Source organism: Desulfotruncus alcoholivorax DSM 16058 (assembly GCF_000430885.1).
GTDB lineage: Bacteria > Bacillota > Desulfotomaculia > Desulfotomaculales > Desulfallaceae > Desulfotruncus > Desulfotruncus alcoholivorax.
Map to the genome: position 1 here is coordinate 1 of NZ_AUMW01000001.1, position 19,042 is coordinate 19,042.

Annotated in this window: 16 protein-coding genes, 1 tRNA gene, 1 pseudogene and 2 riboswitches; of the genes and pseudogenes, 4 read left to right on the plus strand and 14 right to left on the minus strand. The window is 45.0% G+C overall.

The features are described 5' to 3' along the window. A pseudogene (locus H569_RS18790) lies at positions 1-200 on the plus strand (IS110 family transposase); the annotation flags it as partial. A gap of 148 nt (positions 201-348) precedes the next feature. Here the strand turns inward: H569_RS18790 and H569_RS0100010 are convergent. The 4 genes from H569_RS0100010 to sigK form a co-directional block, all read right to left on the minus strand. Next, positions 349-1,092 carry a UPF0280 family protein gene (locus H569_RS0100010; protein ID WP_027363251.1) on the minus strand — a complete coding sequence of 248 codons (744 nt, stop codon included), beginning with the start codon at positions 1,090-1,092 and terminating at the stop codon, positions 349-351. 1 nt (position 1,093) lies between these two features. Next, positions 1,094-1,495: an NIL domain-containing protein gene (locus tag H569_RS0100015; protein ID WP_027363252.1), complete on the minus strand. Its 402-nt coding sequence runs from the start codon at positions 1,493-1,495 to the stop codon at positions 1,094-1,096. A gap of 24 nt (positions 1,496-1,519) precedes the next feature. Continuing rightward, entirely contained in the window at positions 1,520-2,716 is a 1,197-nt protein-coding gene (locus H569_RS0100020; RefSeq protein ID WP_027363253.1) for a homocysteine biosynthesis protein, read from the minus strand. A gap of 82 nt (positions 2,717-2,798) precedes the next feature. Continuing rightward, positions 2,799-2,914: riboswitch (SAM riboswitch) on the minus strand. A 107-nt stretch (positions 2,915-3,021) separates the two neighbouring features. Beyond that, entirely contained in the window at positions 3,022-3,723 is a 702-nt protein-coding gene (gene sigK / locus H569_RS0100025; protein WP_027363254.1) for an RNA polymerase sporulation sigma factor SigK, read from the minus strand. Between the two features lie 183 nt (positions 3,724-3,906). Here sigK and H569_RS0100030 point away from each other — a divergent pair. Beyond that, positions 3,907-3,984: transfer RNA gene (locus tag H569_RS0100030), tRNA-Pro, on the plus strand. A gap of 89 nt (positions 3,985-4,073) precedes the next feature. Here H569_RS0100030 and H569_RS0100035 read toward each other — a convergent pair. Then, the gene (locus tag H569_RS0100035; protein ID WP_027363255.1) at positions 4,074-4,265 is read right to left on the minus strand and encodes a hypothetical protein; all 192 of its coding nucleotides are present in this window, start codon (positions 4,263-4,265) and stop codon (positions 4,074-4,076) included. Positions 4,266-4,448: 183 nt separating this feature from the next. Then, positions 4,449-4,532: riboswitch (cyclic di-GMP riboswitch) on the plus strand. A gap of 260 nt (positions 4,533-4,792) precedes the next feature. On the opposite strand from H569_RS0100035, the gene H569_RS0100045 reads away from it, so the two are divergent. Together H569_RS0100045 and H569_RS0100050 are read left to right on the plus strand one after the other, a co-directional pair. Continuing rightward, positions 4,793-5,290 (plus strand): cation:proton antiporter regulatory subunit, encoded by a 498-nt coding sequence (locus H569_RS0100045; RefSeq protein WP_027363256.1) that lies wholly within the window; start codon positions 4,793-4,795, stop codon positions 5,288-5,290. A 4-nt stretch (positions 5,291-5,294) separates the two neighbouring features. Next, positions 5,295-6,539 (plus strand): cation:proton antiporter, encoded by a 1,245-nt coding sequence (locus H569_RS0100050; RefSeq protein ID WP_027363257.1) that lies wholly within the window; start codon positions 5,295-5,297, stop codon positions 6,537-6,539. Positions 6,540-6,681: 142 nt separating this feature from the next. On the opposite strand, the gene H569_RS0100055 is transcribed toward H569_RS0100050, so the two are convergent. From H569_RS0100055 to H569_RS0100100, 9 genes are all read right to left on the minus strand, one after another. Then, a complete protein-coding gene (locus H569_RS0100055; protein WP_027363258.1) occupies positions 6,682-8,286 on the minus strand; it encodes an acyl--CoA ligase family protein in 1,605 nt (534 codons plus the stop codon). Between the two features lie 201 nt (positions 8,287-8,487). Beyond that, entirely contained in the window at positions 8,488-9,117 is a 630-nt protein-coding gene (locus H569_RS18795; RefSeq protein ID WP_051273078.1) for a GDSL-type esterase/lipase family protein, read from the minus strand. Continuing rightward, positions 9,114-9,704, minus strand: coding sequence for a DedA family protein (locus H569_RS0100065; RefSeq protein ID WP_238492431.1), 591 nt, complete (start codon positions 9,702-9,704; stop codon positions 9,114-9,116). The genes H569_RS18795 and H569_RS0100065 overlap by 4 nt, the downstream gene beginning before the upstream one ends. A gap of 75 nt (positions 9,705-9,779) precedes the next feature. Further along, positions 9,780-11,531, minus strand: a complete 1,752-nt coding sequence (pyk, locus tag H569_RS0100070) for a pyruvate kinase (RefSeq protein WP_027363260.1) — start codon at positions 11,529-11,531, stop codon at positions 9,780-9,782. A 25-nt stretch (positions 11,532-11,556) separates the two neighbouring features. Then, positions 11,557-12,519: a 6-phosphofructokinase gene (pfkA, locus tag H569_RS0100075; RefSeq protein WP_027363261.1), complete on the minus strand. Its 963-nt coding sequence runs from the start codon at positions 12,517-12,519 to the stop codon at positions 11,557-11,559. Between the two features lie 142 nt (positions 12,520-12,661). Beyond that, the gene (gene mtrB, locus H569_RS0100080; protein ID WP_027363262.1) at positions 12,662-12,895 is read right to left on the minus strand and encodes a trp RNA-binding attenuation protein MtrB; all 234 of its coding nucleotides are present in this window, start codon (positions 12,893-12,895) and stop codon (positions 12,662-12,664) included. A gap of 124 nt (positions 12,896-13,019) precedes the next feature. After that, the gene (locus H569_RS0100085) at positions 13,020-16,460 is read right to left on the minus strand and encodes a DNA polymerase III subunit alpha (RefSeq protein ID WP_027363263.1); all 3,441 of its coding nucleotides are present in this window, start codon (positions 16,458-16,460) and stop codon (positions 13,020-13,022) included. A gap of 18 nt (positions 16,461-16,478) precedes the next feature. Beyond that, entirely contained in the window at positions 16,479-17,111 is a 633-nt protein-coding gene (locus H569_RS0100090; protein ID WP_027363264.1) for a class I SAM-dependent methyltransferase, read from the minus strand. Between the two features lie 186 nt (positions 17,112-17,297). After that, positions 17,298-19,028: a sigma-54-dependent Fis family transcriptional regulator gene (locus H569_RS0100100; RefSeq protein WP_027363265.1), complete on the minus strand. Its 1,731-nt coding sequence runs from the start codon at positions 19,026-19,028 to the stop codon at positions 17,298-17,300. Between the last annotated feature and the right edge of the window lie 14 nt (positions 19,029-19,042).

Sequence of the window (19,042 nt, forward strand, 5' to 3'; positions counted from 1 at the left end):
GACGTGGAGCGAACCGCGCTGCTGTAGCAGTTGCTCACAGCATTTTAACCATCGTCTACCACATTATTAAACGTAAGCAACCTTATATTGAGCTTGGTCCAACTTTTTATGAAGAACGCAAACGCGAAACTGTTATAAAACAGTCCATTAAGAAACTGGAATCCTTGGGATATAAGGTCACCGTTGAATTAATAGCCTAACGTTTTTAATTGGGCATATAGTCCTTCTGTTGACCGGATTTGCTTTTTGTAGAATTGATCAAGTCTGGTTTAGTATGTTATTGTCTCTTTTCATGGTTGTTGTTTGTTAATTTTCAGGACAGATTGCGCCATAATCCATAGCGCTTGTCTAAACAGGAGCCAGCCGGATGTTACCGGCAGCCGCCAGTTTGTCATTTTTGATTACCATTGCCCCGGTAACCGATTTAATTCCCATGGCAAAGTCAACCGCCGCCTGTAGGTCAGCTTCACTTTGCACTATATTGCCGGTAGCCGTTGCCACCGCATCCGCCAGCGCCGTTGAAGGGGCCAGGATAACCACGGCGTCGGCACAGCCGAAGCTGAGAGAATGTCCAACGGTTCCTGATGAGGTACAGATGCCCAGCGGAGTCTGGTGGGGCTCGATCTCAATGGCCAGCTTGTTGGTAAAAGGAGATGGGCCGGCAAAAATCCCAACCTTTCGCAGCCTGCCGGAGCGCAGGTAAATATCGCCTCCGTTTTCCACAATTACCTCAGATGACCTTCTGGCAAGATACGAACCTATATGATGGGCTATGGCGCCGGCCACTGCGGACATCGGTCCGATACCGGCGGCATTGCCGGCCTCGGCCATGATGCGCACTAATTCCGGCGCTTCCTTACTTACAAGAAACGGTTCTAATGTAGTTAAAAAGAGTTCATTTTCGCTGATGTAGCCCTCAATTTGGGATCTAATTGTTAAAACCTCTTTTCTAACTCCTTCAATAAGGGCAGGAGTTACAAATCTACCCGGCACGCCAATATCCAAATCTGTTTCCTTGACGACAACCCTAAAAAAGGACAGATCCTTTTGATTATGAAGTAACCTGTAGGTCCTGTTAACATAATCCGTCAAATTAGAAACATACCTCCATGGCCCGCATGGGGCAAGCTTTAACACAAAGGTGGCAAACGACACAGCGGTCACTGTCAAACCGCACGATCATATCCGGCCTTTCAATGTACAGGGCTCCCGATGGACAAATATCGGTGCAGGCGCCGCAGCTGACGCATTTTTGTTCATTCTGAATGATTTGTTCGGTCAGCGACTTAACCTGGACACCCAGACTGCGCAGATAATCAATGCCCTGTTCGGCTTTTTCTCCGTTAATGTCCAGCACCATTGTACCCTCTTTTTGAGGATTTACATTAGCCTTCAATATATTAATAACCAAATCATAATCTTTTACCAACTTGTAGATAACCGGTTGGTCGGATATTTTTGCGTCAAAACGCAAGACCACTTTCTGGGGGGCCATATGTCCACTCTCCTTTTATACGAATTAACCTTTTAACGAATTTGCAACTATGCCCGAGTCGGCATTAGCTAATAACTGCACCGGCTCGCTTAACAGAAAATCGCCTTTTTTAATCCACGTCTTCAGTGTAGCCGCGATTTCACGGGCCCGTGGGTAACTGGAAACCGGTGCCGTAGGCACTTCCTTGCCGTTAATATTAATTTTACCGCTTTTTAGTTGAGCGTAGCTTATAAAACCAAGACTGGAGGATTTAAAATTCGGATAATCTTCACTATAGTCAACAATCGGCGCATATAACTCATCGTCGCCTACAGCTGCGTAGCGGCAAATCTCTTCATTTAAGATAGGTATGGGTATACCCAGGCCAACGGTCATAGTTGCGCCATAACCGATCATACTTGTTCCCACCAACCAGCGTGGGCTCATTTGTTTTAAATCCCCAATTACGGAAAGTGTTCCTCCGGCAAAGCCATAATCAGTTCCGTCTTCGCCGGTGTTACGGCCGGGGAAGTGCTGAGTGCCGTTCCACGCTACGTAACCGATGCCCCCTCCAAGAAAGATACGAGTCCCTATACCGATGGTTCTGAACATAGGATCTTTTAACAGAGGGCTAAGTTGCCCTGATGTAGAAAAGTGAGCGTTACCCATATGGGGCTTAAGCACTCCAAGGTAGGTATAGATAGTTTTGGCACTCAGGTTTATCGCGCAGTTGTAATTTTGATAAGCGTTGCGCGGGTTGAACAGTATAGCTTCGTTGATATCATCAATAGTAATTTCAGTTTCAATTTCTTTGCGCGGGTAACAGTCAGTGCCGTAACCCGTAGCCTTCAGCATAACTTTTTTTCTGGCTACAAGGTCCTGAATGACGTGTCCGCCGCCGTAACGAAATTCACCGGGGTGATCGCTGTTAAGCGGATCGTCTTCCCGCACCTCTGTGGCTCCGATATATGCATCAACAGCTGCAATGCCGGTATAGGCCGGTACATTGTTCAGCCAGACTTTGTGCATTTTGATTCTTGGCTTGGCATGCCCGAAACTCAAAAATGCCCCTGAAGAACACATTGGGCCGAACGTTCCTGTTGTTACAACGTCGACTTCAGAAGCGGCACGTTCCACGCCTTTTTCCTTAACCATTGACACAAGTTCTTCCGCTGTAACAACTACAGCCTTGCCTGCTTTAATTCTGGCATTGATTTCCTGGTAAGTTTTTTCAACTGCCATTTTGACACCTCCAAATTATTGTGCTCCTACCGGCAAAATTAAACCTCTTCTGTTACAGAAGAGGTTATGATGCATTCATTACCTCTTATCTGTCAGAAGCATTTAACTCCTGCAGGAATTAGCACCATACTTTGCACCAACGACAAAGCTGGTTGCCGGGTTTCATTGGGCCAGTCCCTCCACCTCTCCGGATAAGAGCAGTTTATAAATTTTTAAGTTGTTGCACCTTACTAGTTTATCAATTACTATACACTAATGTCAATATGGCAAATAAGTATCTTTGTACAAAATTATATTTGGGGAATCTATGCCTCCGCTATGAACTGTTCAGATAACCGGTCAATAGCTTTTTTTTCTATCCTGCTGACATAGGAACGAGATATACCCAACTTTTTAGCTATCTCCTTCTGGGTTCTACGCTTTTTACCACGCAAGCCGAATCTAAGCACCAGAACCTTTCTTTCCTGCGGGGTTAAGTTCTTTAATTTCCGCCACAGCTGTTCCTGGTCAAGAATACGGGCAACCTTTTCTGCGACGGTTTCTGCATCCGTGCTCAAAACATCCATAAAATGGATTTCATTACCTTCCTTATCGGTGCCTATAGGCTCATACAGGGACATTTCCGAGCGCATTTTTTTCTTTGACCGCATATACATTAATATCTCGTTTTCAATACATTTTGAGGCATAGGTGGCCAGGCGCGATGATTTGTTGCCGTTAAAGGTATTAACAGCTTTGATTAAGCCGATGGTGCCGATTGATATTAGGTCATCAAAATCGTCACCGCTGCCGTCGAACTTTTTAATAATGTGAGCAACAAGTCGTAAATTTCTTTCAATTAAGACCTCTCTTGCATTATCATCACCCTTCGCCAACCTTTCCAGGTATTCCTGTTCCTCTTCCTCGGTCAATGGCTTGGGAAAACTGTTTTGCGCCACATACGACAGCAGCAGCATAATACCGTTAATTAAGGACGCAACAGCCAGAGTCCAAAAACCGGGCAATATAAATTCCCCCTCTTTTAATCGGATTCTATATGATATGCTTCGAAAAGATTTTCAGTGCCTGTACATGAAAAAATTCTAACCACAATCTACATACAACAAACAAACATAAAATCCTTGACTTTTCACCCGGTTCAAATATATAATAATTAATGCAGCCGCATTGACTGCTCAAAAAGACGACATCGGGGCGTAGCTCAGTTTGGCTAGAGCGCTACCTTGGGGTGGTAGAGGCCGCACGTTCAAGTCGTGTCGCTCCGACCATTAAATTCAAGGGTTCCGGCAATCGGGACCCTTGAATTTTTTATTTTATTTTGACGACAACCAGGGTTTGACGACAATACATGGCTGGACTATTTATTGGCAGTTATCCTTTCTTGTTTAGTTAAACGGTTATCCGACCTGATTATATCGTCCCGCACGGCTTTAACGTCCTTCTTAAAAGTGTTAATGTCTTTCTGCAGTTTGTGCTGGCCCTTCTCCAAACAAATCAGCCATTCATTAATTGGCTGAAGATGCTCATTTAATTGTTCAAGTTCACTCATTGGCGTTGCCCTCCTCTTAAAGGCGGTTCAAAGCATCAAGGTTTTTTACCGCTCGCACATCTAAAATTAACATATAATGGTGCCGATATTTCAGTTGTATACTATAATTAAAAAAATCTTTTCTTAAAGACAATTTGAGACACAATTGGAATACATGTTAAAATATAAAAAATAAAATGTGTTTACCGAGTTGGGCAAACCTGTGCGAAAGCCGGGGACGCTAGAGCCATGGGTCTAAAGCAAATGCAATGACTGCCAGGCACCAAGGCTTACGACTATTACCGGGGTGGGTATGGTCTTCAGGACCATGCATTTTTATTTCTAGGGAGGATACATCTTATGTCAGCAATCTTTTTCTTCAAAATGATGCGGGACCGTCAAAAAGTAAAACAGCATCCGGGCCGGCGGCACCATTGTCATAATAATTTTAAAAGTGGGAACAGGCGTTATGTAATTAAAAGATATGTCATATACTTAATGTCTTTTTTAAGTTCAAAGAAAGATATTAAATAAAGGGGTGGAGATTTATGAGTACCATACGGGAAACAGACCTGCCGGGTATAGGAAGAAAGTTTCAAATTGATACACGGAGTGGGGATAAACTAGTAATTGTAGTTCATGATGACGGGAAACGAGAGATGCACCACTTTGACTATAATGACCCGGATGAAAGCATTTCCATGATTACTCTTGATGATTCCGAGGCCCGTCGTGTGGGGGCTATCCTGGGAGGCATGGTTTATATGCCCAAAGCTCTGGAATCGGTGGATGTGGCTTTTGATGAAATGGTTATAGAGTGGTTCAAGGTTGAGCCTGAAGCTAAAGGCATTGGGAAAACAATAGGTGATCTTCATATCAGGAAAAAAACCGGGGCAGCGGTAATTGCCGTCATCTTGAAAGACCAGGCGAAAGTTATAAACCCCGGGCCCGAGCAGATGATCTATAAAGGGGCTACTCTTGTGGTTTTGGGTGAAAGAGGACAGGTTAAGGCGTGCAAGCGACTGATCAACGATGGGAGTATGTGATTAAATGGAGCAAAATATTCTCTTGGAAATTGGCATTGCCATCGGCATGATAGCCGCTGCCGGGATTCTGGCTTCCCGCTTGCGGTTTTCCATCGTCCCATTGTTAATACTGGCTGGGTTGGCCGTGGGACCGCACATGCCGCAATTGGGGATAGTTGATCTAAGGTTTATCAAAAGTGCTCCCTTAATAGACTTTATGGGACAACTAGGTGTACTTTACCTTATGTTTTACCTTGGTCTGGAATTTTCGGTCGGGCGACTGTTAAAAGCAAGCCGTGCCATCTTAAAGACCGGGTTAATATATATGGCAATCAATTTTACAATAGGAGTTTTATATCCTTTTCTCCTGGGTTGGCCAATTAAGGAAGTACTGGTGGTTGCAGGGATAATGACAATATCATCCAGTGCTATTGTAGCCAAGGTTCTGGTAGAACTGAAACGGGCTGTCAGACCTGAAACAGAAATGATTTTGGGCTTAATGATGTTTCAGGATGTTTTTGTTGCCATATATTTGGCTATTGTTTCCGGGCTCGTTTTAACCGGGTCGCCGTCGCCGGTAATAATTTTGAAGTCTGCATTGGTGGCTTTAGGGTTCATGGTAGGAGTTTTGTTGTTGGGCCGCAGGTTAATATCCTTATTAAACCGCCTTCTTAATATTCCGTCAGATGAAGTGTTTATGCTGGCTTTATTTGCTGTTTTAATTTTGGTGGCAGGGTTCTCAAAATCAATACACGTTGCCGAGGCCATAGGGGCATTACTGGTTGGGCTTATTTTGGCCGAAACGGAACACATCGAAAGGATAGAACATTTAGTTGTACCTTTTAGGGATTTTTTCGGCGCCCTGTTTTTCTTTAGCTTTGGTTTAAGTATAGACCCGTTGGCACTGTCAGGTGCAGTATGGCCAGTGGTAATAGCTGTATTGCTAACGGTTTTTGGCAATTTTGTTTCCGGCCTGATTTCCGGGCGTATATCCGGGTATTCACACCGGGCTTCCGTAAATATCGGGTTGACAATCACCTCACGAGGAGAGTTCTCCATTGTTTTGGCCGGCCTAGCGAAAGCAGGGGCTTTGCTGCCCGTCTTACAATCCTTTGCCGCATTATATGTAATACTTATGGCCGTATTAGGACCCCTGTTGACTAAAGAGTCGAAGTGGATCTATTCCCAATTAAGCCGCTTGTTCAGATGGCCTCCCATAGTAGAGAAAAGTAGAGGAAAACAAAAGGGCAGGGTTGCTGCTCCCGGTTAGAGACGAGATTAATATGTCAGCGGTTCTATGTCCAACATTTGAGTGAAAAAGGCCATAACTCTATGCAGCATAGAGCATATGGCCTTACCATTTTATTCGACAAGCTCATGAAGGGCGCCAATGTGGTGGGAACCCCCGGATTTTAGTTTACTTTGCGGTTGCGGCCGGCCCACTCTTTCTCACGCAGTTTATATTTCATAATTTTACCTGTTGAGGTTTTTGGCAATTCACCAAACTCTATCGCTTTGGGAACTTTGAACCGGGCCATATTCTCCCTGCAATAATTAATGATATCTTCCGGTGTTAGATTGCTGCCAGGCCTTGGTACGATAAAGGCTTTTGGAACTTCCCCCCATTTGGGGTCAGGTATGGCCACCACGGCTACTTCTTGAACATCAGGGTGGGTGTAAATAACGTTTTCAACCTCGACTGTTGAAATGTTTTCACCACCGCTTATAATGATATCCTTCATGCGGTCCTTAATTTCAGCGTATCCGTTGGGGTGCATCACAGCCAGGTCACCGCTGTGGAACCAACCGCCCCGAAACGCTTCAGCTGTTGCTTCCGGCTGTTTATAATACCCCATCATAACATTATTGCCGCGCATCACAATTTCTCCAATGGTTTCTCCATCCCAGGGAACTGACTCCATTGTGGCAGGGTCCACCACATCCATATACATGGCGGTAATATAGGGAACACCCTGGCGAGCCTTGATTTTAGCCCGCTCATCCGCAGGCAGGCTGTCCCATTCCTCCTGCCATTCGCAAATGCTATGCGGCCCAAAAACTTCTGTTAACCCGTAAGTCTGGGTTACTGTTGCTCCGATGGCTTCCATGTTTTTGATTATCGTTGGTGCCGGTGGGGCACCTGCAGTCATTATGCTTAATTCGCGTTTCATTTTTACATCTTTGGCTTTAGGATAAGTAGACATGGAAATCAAGACGGTAGGTGCGGCACAAAGGTGAGATACCCCTTCAACTTCTATCAGACGGTAGATTTCCTCCGGAACAACCTTGCGCAGGCAAATATGGGTGCCGCCTACGGCGGTAACACCCCAGGTAAAACACCAGCCGTTGCAGTGGAACATGGGTAAAGTCCAAAGATAAACCGACCGTGAATTCATCCCGATTTCCAAAGCCTCACCGATTGCGTTCAGGTAAGCCCCGCGGTGGTGATACATGACGCCCTTGGGCAGCCCCGTGGTTCCACTGGTATAATTGATCGTTGCAACTTGATATTCGTCATCCACTTCAGTTTCTACATAATCGGTCGAACCGGTGGCTAAAAATGCTTCGTAATCCATCCCGTCAAAGGGCTTTTCATCGCTAATATCACAAATATTAACATAAGTAGTTACATTGCTTAACGCGCCGGGGTTGACCAGGGCGGCGAATTCGTTGTCTACAAACAGAGCTTTGGCATCAGAGTGATTGATGATATAAGTAACTTCCTTTTCCATTAAACGAATGTTGATGCTGACAAGGGCGGCCCCAATCATGGGCACGGCATAATGTGCTTCCAGCATTGGCGGGGTATTGGGGCAGATGAAAGCCACCTTGTCACCCTTGCCGATGCCTATGTTTTTCAATGCGTTGGCCAGACGCTTGACTCTATTATAAAACTCATCATATGTGTACCGCTGGTCATTATATATTACAGCAGTTTTATTTTTATAGACCATGGCACTTCTCTTGATAAAGTTTACCGGAGTTAGTACATCATAACAAACCTTGTTATTTAACATAGGTTAACCCCCCCCTTTAAATTTTTACAATGCATACAGTAAAAACAGTAATCCGCCTTTTAGTTGGTCACCCCTTTGTTTTTAAAATTTTTAAATATATATATATTCTGAAATTAAAAGTAATTTCGACTTTTGTTTAAAAACTCCTTCTAGTTTTTTAAAAAAATATTCATTTTAATAAATAGAAAATTTTAAAATTTTTTAATTAATCGAATTTATTATTTCTTTTAGTTTTCTTCCGGTTAATTGTGCCATAACTTTGTTACCCCGGTGATTAAGATGGCACTCGTCATAAAAATAAACCGGGTTTCCCCGCCCCGTACCCGGAAGACACAACGCAGTATAATAATCAATTAGCGGTATTGATTTGGAAGATGTATAATACTTCAACCATTCTCTAAATTGATCAAGCCATAGCATCATTTCTTCAGCGCCAAAAGGTATGAAAGAACTGCCGCCTGAAGGATTGTGGCATAATGGTGTCGTTAGCCCGATTACAGGCTTTATGCCTGCATCCCGGCATTGGCCAACCATTTCATCAACTGCTTTTTGGGAATGGACCGGGTCATTGTTGAGCCAGGCATCGTTAGAACCGCCAAGTATATGAACAAATGTTGGTTTATGACGTAAGACATCTCTAATAAACCTCCTGTGCATATCCATTAGCGAATCTCCGTTGATGCCAAGGTTGATAGCCTCAAGATTGCAGTGCATGTTTTTTTGAAGTAAGCCAACCCAAGAGTATTCAGGGCCATAAGGATAACCATAAGTGATGCTGTCACCGATAAAAGCAGCAGTTATTTTTTTATTTTGGCTGATAACGGTCTTCAAACTCTTTCACTCCTAGCCTGGCAGATCTGCTTTATCAAGAACTTTATAGCAAAATATACGATGATTAAAGCCATAATAGCCAGAGGTAAACGGTTATGCAGGTATGAGGCTATTTCTGGCCATTTTTGACCAAACAACATACCAATTGAAATATTGGCGGAAACCCAGATCACAGTGAAAATAAAATTGTAAAATAAAAAATGAGCCAGCTTTAAACCGCTTGCGCCGGCCATATAGGGTGTTAGGTTGCTTACCATTGGAACAAATCTGCCGGCAATAATAAATAAAGGCGCAGATTGTTCAATCCAACTGCGTGCCCGTTTAATTTGATCTTTGGTAACGCTCTTGAATCTTTTGTTGTTAAAGATGGATTCTCCCATGCGCCAGCCGATAAAATAAGCAGCCACAGCCCCGATATTAAACCCGATTACTGACACTAAAAATACTTGATAAAAGTTCATTTCGTTTTGATTTACTAAGAACCCGGAGAACATAACCATGACGCCGCCCGGAAAAGGAAAACCCAGGGCTTCAATTACCAATCCCCCTAACAGCCCGGCCAATCCATAATTGCGAAAAAATTCCATAACATATTCCAGAATGAATGCCTCCCTCCACATAATATCTTATCCAGGAGAGAGGCCAAATTTTCATTAATTATTTTATAAAACCCTGGCGGTACCTTTGTAGACAAGGCCCCTTTGACCGTCAACGGTTACAATTTCTCCATCAGGAATAATCGACGTCGCTCCTTCCAAGCCAACTATAACCGGTATTCCAAATTCAAGGCCCACAATGGCGGCATGTGAAGTAAGACCGCCAACCTCGGTAATGATTGCCGATGCTTTTTCAATAGCGGGAATAAAATCACGATCAGTATCATAAGTAACCAGTATTTGCCCTTCACGTAATTTTTCTACTGCTTCACGCCAACTTCCTGCGACACAAACACTGCCGGTGACAGCTTTATTTCCAATACCTGTTCCCCTGGCTATGATATCTCCAACAGTATGAACCTTGATCAGGTTTGTGGTTCCATGCACTCCAACCGGTACACCTGCGGTTATTACCGTAAGGTCGCCGGCCTTGATCAAACCGGCAGCAAGTGAAACCTCCACTGCAGCATTAATCATGCTATCTGTATCCTCGGTCCGTCCAACCAGCAGGGGCTGTACTCCCCAAACAAGAGCCAGTTTACGCAAAACCTTGGCATGCGGGGTTGCCGCTATAACCGGCGCCCTGGGCCTGTACTTGCTTACCATTCTGGCGGTATAACCCGCTTCAGTGGATGAAATAATAGCGGCTGCACCAAGATCCATGGCCGTTGTAACTGTGGCATGACTGATGGCGTCTGTTACCGTTTTGGAGAGCGCCCGGCGTTTATTTTTCAACAGTTCCTCAAATTTAATGGCCGATTCCGCCTGGGCGGCTATTCTTGCCATGGTTTCAACGGCTTCGATGGGATATTTACCCGCAGCAGTTTCTCCTGAAAGCATAATAGCGTCCGTTCCGTCCAGTATAGCGTTGGCCACGTCACTGGCCTCGGCCCTGGTTGGGCGCGGGTTCTGAATCATCGACTCCAGCATCTGAGTTGCTGTTATTACAGGTTTTCCGGTTTGATTGCATTTTTCAATGATAGTTTTTTGAATCAGGGGCACTTCCTCCGGGGGAATTTCCACGCCCAAATCGCCCCGGGCCACCATTATACCGTCTGAAACCTTGATGATTTCAGCCAGGTTAACAACCGCTTCCCTGCTTTCAATTTTAGAAATGATGTCCATGTGGCCGTTATTATCCTCAATAATTCTTCTAATGGCCAATACATCGGAAGCTTTACGAATAAAGGACGCGGCAACAAAATCAAGATTATTCTCAATGCCAAAGATGATATCTTTTTTGTCATTTTCGGTTAGGGATGGCAGGCTTACCTTCACACCGGGGACATTAACACCCTTTTGGCTGGTGATTTCGCCCCCGTTCTCTATTTTACAAAAAATATTAGGCCCGTCCACAGCCTTCACACGCAGCGCAATCAGCCCGTCTGAAATGAGTATTCTATCACCGGCCTTGACATCACCGGGCAGTCCCTTGTATGAGACCGGTAATAGCTGTTCGGTTCCTTTTACGTCTTCGGTGGTTAAGCAGACATCGGCGCCGGCTTTTAATTCCACCGGTTCTTTTTCCAGCATGCCAAGCCGTATTTCCGGGCCTTTAGTATCTAACATGATTGCTATATTTTTCCCAACATTGCCGGCAGCCTCACGAATCGCCTTTATGCGCTTGGCATGCTCTTCGTGGGTGCCGTGAGAAAAGTTCAGCCTGGCAACATTCATGCCCGCCAGCATCATTTTTTCCAACATTTCAACGGATTCACTGGCCGGGCCAATAGTACAAACTATTTTTGTGCGGCGCAAATTTAGCTACCTCCTTTGGCGGTGGTTAAATGGACAATATGCCCGCCAATTTATATAGTTCAAGATCAACTGCGTTTTTGCACCTGAAAGTTGAAGCAAGCGATTCGGAAACAATCTTACCATCAACTATTCCCACCATGTGATTCGTATTACCAGACATTAACAGCTCTACTGCCTTTGCTCCCATTCTGCTGGCTAGAATACGATCGAAAGCCGTAGGCGTTCCTCCCCGCTGCAGGTGCCCCAAAATAGTAACCTTAGTTTCCAAACCGGTCATTTCATGCAGCATCTTTCCTATCTCCAACCCGCTGGCTGCGCCTTCAGCGACAATGATGATGCTGTGCAATTTGCCTCTTTGGTAGCCGCGGTACAGCTTTTCGCAAACTTCATTGATGTTATTATCCAGCTCAGGAATAAGTATGGACTCCGCGCCTCCGGCCAAACCCGACGCAAGAGCTATATGCCCGCTTTCCCGCCCCATTACCTCCAGGATAAAAGTCCTTTCATGCGAGGTCGCAGTGTCACGAATTTTATTGATCGCTTCCACCACAGTGTTGACTGCGGTGTCAAAGCCAATGGAATAATCCGTTCCCGCAATGTCATTGTCGATTGTGCCGGGCACCCCTATCACCGGAAGACCGTATTCTTCATGAAAAACATTAGCTCCCCTGAATGAACCGTCGCCGCCGATGACTACCAATCCCTGGATACCGAAGCGCAGCACATTTTCATGGGCCTTGGCTCTGCCGCGGTGAGTTTTAAACTCTTCCGACCTGGCAGTGCGCAATATCGTTCCACCCCGGTGAATTATATCAGCCACAGAACTAAGATTCATCGGTCCCATATCAGCATCAATAAACCCGCTGTAGCCCCTTTGAATTCCAATTACTTCAAGGCCGTGAAATATCGCCTTTCTAACCACGGCCCGGATGGCCGCGTTCATGCCCGGTGAGTCGCCGCCGCTGGTTAACACAGCAATTCTTTGCACATTACTGCACCCCCTGTCACATTCAACCATATCAACGGGTTTTTGAATGACAATAATACTTTTTACTTTCCCGTATTAAATATGCAATTTATTTTTACCGGGTGCCCGCAATCTGAAAAAAATCCAGAGCAAACTCTGGATCTTAATCTTCAACGGTCTTTATTTTACCATGCTTGGTTAGCAGCTCAGCGCGCCCGCGAATTTTTATGGCGGAAGTGTGCTCGGTAAATTGTGCAATCATTATCTCGCCCTTGTCCAGCTTTTCGGAATGGTGGAATTTGGTATCTCGGCCACGGGTTAGACCTATTATCGTAACCCCGTTTTCAAGCGCTTTAATCACAACATAATCACCTGTTATTTCAGGTAATGCAGTCAATTGTTTCACCTCGTTTTAAAAATTGCCTTCAAATTACCTATTAGTTGGGGACATTCCTCGCAGAAGTGTGTCCCCTTTCCTTGTTTTCTCCTTTCCTTATTATCCATTAATTCTCAAGTAAAAGTCAACTAATTAAGCCCGCAACCTGTCCCTGCTCCGACATGGGATTTTTAACTTTAATGCTGTTTGCTCCAAGCAGTTCAACAAGCTCATCAGCCACCGCCGTGTCAAGGTTGACCCAAAACCTGCGATCTGCCCGGGCCAGTTTTTTATCGCTTGGAAAATAGATATAAACCGGGCAGTCGCCTGGAAAAGAACAAAGGATTGCTTGTATTTCGGATACCAGTTTAGGTGAAGCCTGTTCAATTTTTATATATAATTCTCCAATATTCTTCTTATTTAATATCTCCAGTGAATTAACAATTATTTTTACTTCATCACCGTTTTGATTAACGTTTCCCTTGACTAAAACCGGGTTGTCAGCTTTCAGTAATGATATATGCTGCTGGTAAACGCGTGGAAAAATAACCAGCTCAACCGAGCCGGTCAAATCTTCCAGCACTGCAAAGGCCATGTTATCTCCTTTTTTGGTGGTAATTTTTTTAATGGTACCAAGCATCCCACCCACCGTCACTTCAGCGCGCTCCTCCAAATCTGCCAGCCCGGCCACCTGGTGAGTGGACTGCCGGTTAATTGATTCACGATATTCCGAAAGTGGATGCCCGCTGACGTAAAGGCCCAAAGCCTCCTTTTCCATGTTCAGCAATTCGCCCTGAGAGAATTCTCTTATCTCGGGCATTTCGACAACCAAGGTATCTTTTATTTCCTCACCCCAGAAATCAAGTAGGGATAGCTGCCCGGTTTCCCGGTCTTTATGCGAAGCCTGGGCCAAACTAAGCCCCGCATCTATGGCAGCCAGCATCTGTGAGCGATAATGCCCCAGTGAATCAAGTGCTCCGCTTTTAACCAGATTTTCCATAACCCTGCGGTTAACCATTCTTGTGTTCATTCTCTGGCAAAAGTCCGCAAAGGACTTATAAGGTTGACCGGATTTTTTTCTTTCTTCGATGATCCATTTAACTGCATTTAAACCAACATTTTTTATGGCAGCCAGGCCAAAACGTATTTTATCGCCGTCCACAGTGAAATTTTCACCGCTGACGTTAACATCCGGAGGGAGTACGTCAATATTCATTCTGCGGCATTCTTCAATAAACACAGCCACCTTGTCCGTATTGTCTTTAACCGATGTTAAAAGCGCGGCCATGTATTCAACCGGGTAATTGGCCTTTAAAAAAGCAGTTTGGTACGAAACCATAGCATAGGCGGCGCTATGGCTTTTGTTAAATCCATAGCCGGCAAAGTATTCCATTAAGTCAAATACCTGCCCGGCTATTTCCGCGTCAACATTGTTTTTAACAGCGCCCTCAATAAATTTGGTCCGCTGCCCCGCAATAATCTCAGGCTTTTTCTTGCCCATAGCCCGCCGCAATAAATCGGCCTCACCCAGTGTAAAACCGGAAAGGTCGCTGGCAATGCGCATTACCTGCTCCTGGTAAAGAATTACTCCGTAGGTGTCCCGGAGAATTGGCTCGAGCTTGGGATGAAGATAAGCCACCTTTTTTTCACCGTGCTTGTTTTTGATAAAATCTTCAACCATCCCGCTGCCCAGGGGCCCGGGGCGATACAGGGCAACCAGGGCGACAATATCCTCAAATACTTCCGGCCTTAAATCACGTAAGATAGCTCTCATGCCGCTGCTTTCCAGCTGAAACACCCCGACCCCGTCACCGTTGCATAAAAGCTCAAACGTTTTCGGATCATCCAGCGGTATTTCATCAATGTTTATTTTGATCCCCCGGTTAGAGTGAATCATATTAACGGCATCCGCTATTACCGTAAGGGTGCGTAATCCCAATAAGTCCATTTTTAACAAGCCCAGTTCCTCCACCTGGTCCTTGGCGAACTGAGTGGTCAGCGGGCCTTCTGCAGCCTTGTATAAAGGCACGTAATGAGTCAGGGGCTGGCGTGTAATCACCACCCCGGCTGCATGAGTGGAGGCGTGCCTGGGCATGCCCTCCACAAGGGCGGCCATGTCGATAAGCTTTTTTACCTGGCTGTCTTCCCGGTAAAGAGTGGTCAAATCTGTAGATTCCTGCAGCGCTTTCTCAATGGTTATTTTTAATTCGTTCGGCACCATTTTGGCTATCCGGTCTACGTCGCCATAGGGCATCCCCAGCGCCCGGCCGACATCCCTTATGGCGGCTTTGGCAGCCATTGTTCCAAAGGTGGCAATTTGAGCTACCCTGTCGCTGCCATATTTCCTGGCTACATAGTCAATAACCTCGGTGCGCCTTTCAAAACAGAAATCTATATCAATATCAGGCATAGAAACCCTTTCCGGATTAAGAAATCTTTCAAACAGCAGGTTGTACTTTAACGGGTCAATGTTAGTTATGCCCAATACATAAGCCACCAGGCTGCCGGCCGCAGAACCGCGCCCGGGCCCTACCGGTATCCCGGCTTCCCTGGCGAAATGAATAAAGTCCCAAACGATTAAAAAGTAGGCCGAATACCCCATTTGTTTAATAACTTTAAGTTCGTATTCCAGCCGCTGCTGTATAGTTTCATTCATTTCACCAAAACGCCAACTGACCCCCTGCAGGCACAACTCACGCAGGTAGCTGTCGACCGTATGTCCATCGGGAACCGTGTATACCGGCAGGTGAAGGTTGCCAAATTCCAATTCCACGTGGCAGCGTTCCGCAATTCTATTGGTATTATCCATGGCCTCGCGCAATTCTCCAAACAACAAGGCCATTTCCTGCTCGCTTTTAAGATATAGTTCCTGCGATTGAAATTTCATTCGCCCGGGGTCATCCACGGTTTTTCCGGTCTGAATGCACAACAAAACATCTTGCATTTCACTGTGTTCACGCAATACATAATGTACATCATTAGTAGCAACCAGGGGTATGCCGGTTTTTTTATGCAATTCCAACAAGCCGCGATTGGCCTTCTTTTGATCCTCAAAGCCATGCTCCTGCAGTTCCAGGTAGAAATTGTCCCGGCCAAAAATATCCAGGTAATCAGACGCGCTTCGGCCGGCCTGCCCGTAATCGCCTTTAATAACCTGGGATGCGATTTCACCGGCAATGCAGCCGCTTAAAGCAATTAGCCCGTCACTGTGGGCTGCCAGCAGTTCTTTATCTACCCTGGGCTTATAGTAAAAACCTTCGGTAAAGCCTATTGAGACAACTTTCAGCAGATTTCTATAACCTGTTTCGTTTTCAGCCAGCAACACCAGGTGATATAAGTTGTCGTCTATTTTGGGAGTGCGGTCATGCCTGGTACGTGGCGCAACGTATACTTCACAGCCGATTACAGGCTTAATGCCTTTTTTATGGCAGGCTTTATAAAAGTCCACTACGCCGTACATTACCCCGTGGTCTGTTATGGCCAGTGATTGCATGCCTAATTGGGTTGCCGTTTCAACAAGCTGCTTGATTCTGGCTGCGCCGTCCAGCAGGCTGTACTCTGTGTGCACATGTAAGTGAGCAAACAACCAAAAAACCTCCAACAACTATAAAAATTTAATGTGGTGCACATGAATTTCATAGTAGGGGAAATATGGGTCGTCAATAATAATTGGGATCATAAAATCGCGTTGATCTGTTTGGGCAGAAGCGCAAAGTTCCTTTATAAAATCAAAGGTCGCCGGTCTGCCCGGATGAGCCATTAAAAGGTTGCCGCCTTTAGAAATAACCTGCCTGATTACGCTTAGAAGATGCACATTTAATTTGGGGTCATAAAAAATATCCGAACCCATAACCCAGCCAAATTGCCTGTCTATTTTAAAATTGCGCCAGTCACCCAAGAATGTCTGAAAATCTTTCAGCCCGTTTCGCGCGGCATTTATGCTGGCCAGTTCCAACGCCAGGGGATTGAAATCCGAAAAAGTAACCTTTGCGCCCCTAAGACCACAGACTATACCGGGCAATCCAAGCCCTGTTCCCAGTTCCAGCAATTCCTCGTCCCCGAAGTGAAGGTTGTCCCAAATCCACCGGGACAAGCCGCGGGCCGCAGGCCAAATTTCAGCCCAACATGGAACCTTGTCTTCATCTGCGGGGTCCGTTATTAATGCTTCCACATTTTTAACCACTGTTAAGTTTATTGTATAACCAGGCAGCTCAAATAAAGTTTCAGTGGTTTCCACGGGCTGATGTCCACCGTCCTTTACATGAAAAACGCGATTAAATCAGTTCCCTTATTACGCGCTTTTCAGTACTTTTTTCCTTAGCTCTGGTCATATATATGACCAGAATAATTTTAAAAAAGTGCATTAAAAAATCCCCTTGCTAAGGGGATTTTACCTTAAAATAGCAGTCAAAAACAATATATTTTACATCTCTATTTGGTACTGTTTAATTTTTTTATACAACCAGGCCCGGGAAATACCCAAAAGCTTGGCTGATTGCAGTTTGTTGCCGCCTGTACTTTCCAACGCTTCAATTAATGCATCTCTTTCCACGGTTTCCAGCAAAGTGGGCAGGGTTTTGTTGGCACTGCTTACTTTAGGCTTTTTAACAGTATGATCAGCCTGGTCAACAAGGTAGGACGGCATGTGGCTCAGCTCAATTTCATCATTTTCAACCAGGTTAAAAGCCCTTTCAATAATATTTTCCAATTCACGCACATTACCAGGCCAACTGTACCGTTCAAACAAATCCAGTACTTTCTGGCTTACTCTGTTAATTTTTAAAGAAAAATCACGGTTAAACTTATTTATGAAATGGTTTACCAAGCCGGGGATGTCTTCAAGCCTTTCGCGCAAAGGCGGGATCTGAATATTTACCACATTTAGCCGGTAATATAAATCACGGCGGAACTTTCCTTCCGCAATCAAATCTTCAAGCTTGCGATTGGTTGCAGCAATGATTCTGACATCCACTTTCTGGGTCTTGGCGTCACCCAATCTTTCTATTTCTTTATCCTGAAGCACCCTGAGTACCTTTGCCTGCATCGAAAGCGGCATATCACCTATTTCATCAAGGAAAATTGTGCCCCGGTGGGCCAGTTCGAATTTTCCTGCCTGCCCGCCTTTCCTCGACCCCGTAAAAGCTCCCTCCCTGTAGCCGAATAACTCCGACTCCAGGAGGTTTTCAGGAATTGCGGCGCAGTTAACCTTAATAAATGGCCCCCCGGCCCTTGGCGACAGCGTGTGCACGGCATGGGCAAAAAGCTCCTTGCCTGTGCCGCTTTCCCCGGTAATTAATACTGTTGAGGGCCCACGAGCTACTTTACGCACTATTTCTTTTTGTTTATTGATGACTTGACTGGCTCCTATAATGTCGTCCAAAGAATACCGTGCTTGCTCATCATGCTTTACTGGTTTAGCTTGCTTGTCCTTAATTGCAATTGATGCCAGGCTTTGCAAATCATGATAAATAACTCTTCCTACAGTACCTTCAATTTTGCCATTGTTTAAAACCGGATAACAGCTGACCAGTACATTGTTATGATCAAATTTAATGATTTCGTTATGCTGTGACTGCCCGTCAATCTGCAAGAAATGCACTTTTGTTTCCGGTAAAATTTCAGTGATATGCCGGTTTATCATTTCAGCAGGGTTTTTTTTAAGCAAATCGGCCATGGCCCTGTTGGTAAAGTTAACGTAGCCATCACTGCTGATAGAAATATAACCTTCTTGAGTATTATCAAATATTGCTTCTAAAATATTTTTTTCTTTTTTTACTTTGTCCAGCTCCGATGCCAGTTGATGCAGTTCTGTGATCTCCTGTGCAACACCTATGGCCCCTACAATTCTTTTATCCTTGATTATCGGGGTTCTGTTAACTATAAAAAGAGAATTTCCCAGGACAAATTTGCGGCCTATATGTGACTTGCCGGTTTTCAGTACTTTTACCAGGCCGGTATAAGGGATCACCTTGGATACCGGTTTGCCCAGCGCCTGCTCCGCTGCTATGCCAAACAGTCTTTCACAGGTATGATTAAAAATTGTGATGCAGCCATGATGGTCAATAGCTATTACCAGGTTGGCTATACAGTCAAAAATTGAATTTTGATCTCCCATGGGTGGAATTTCTTTTACCAGATTGCTCTTAAGGGACATTGCTCACTCCCCTT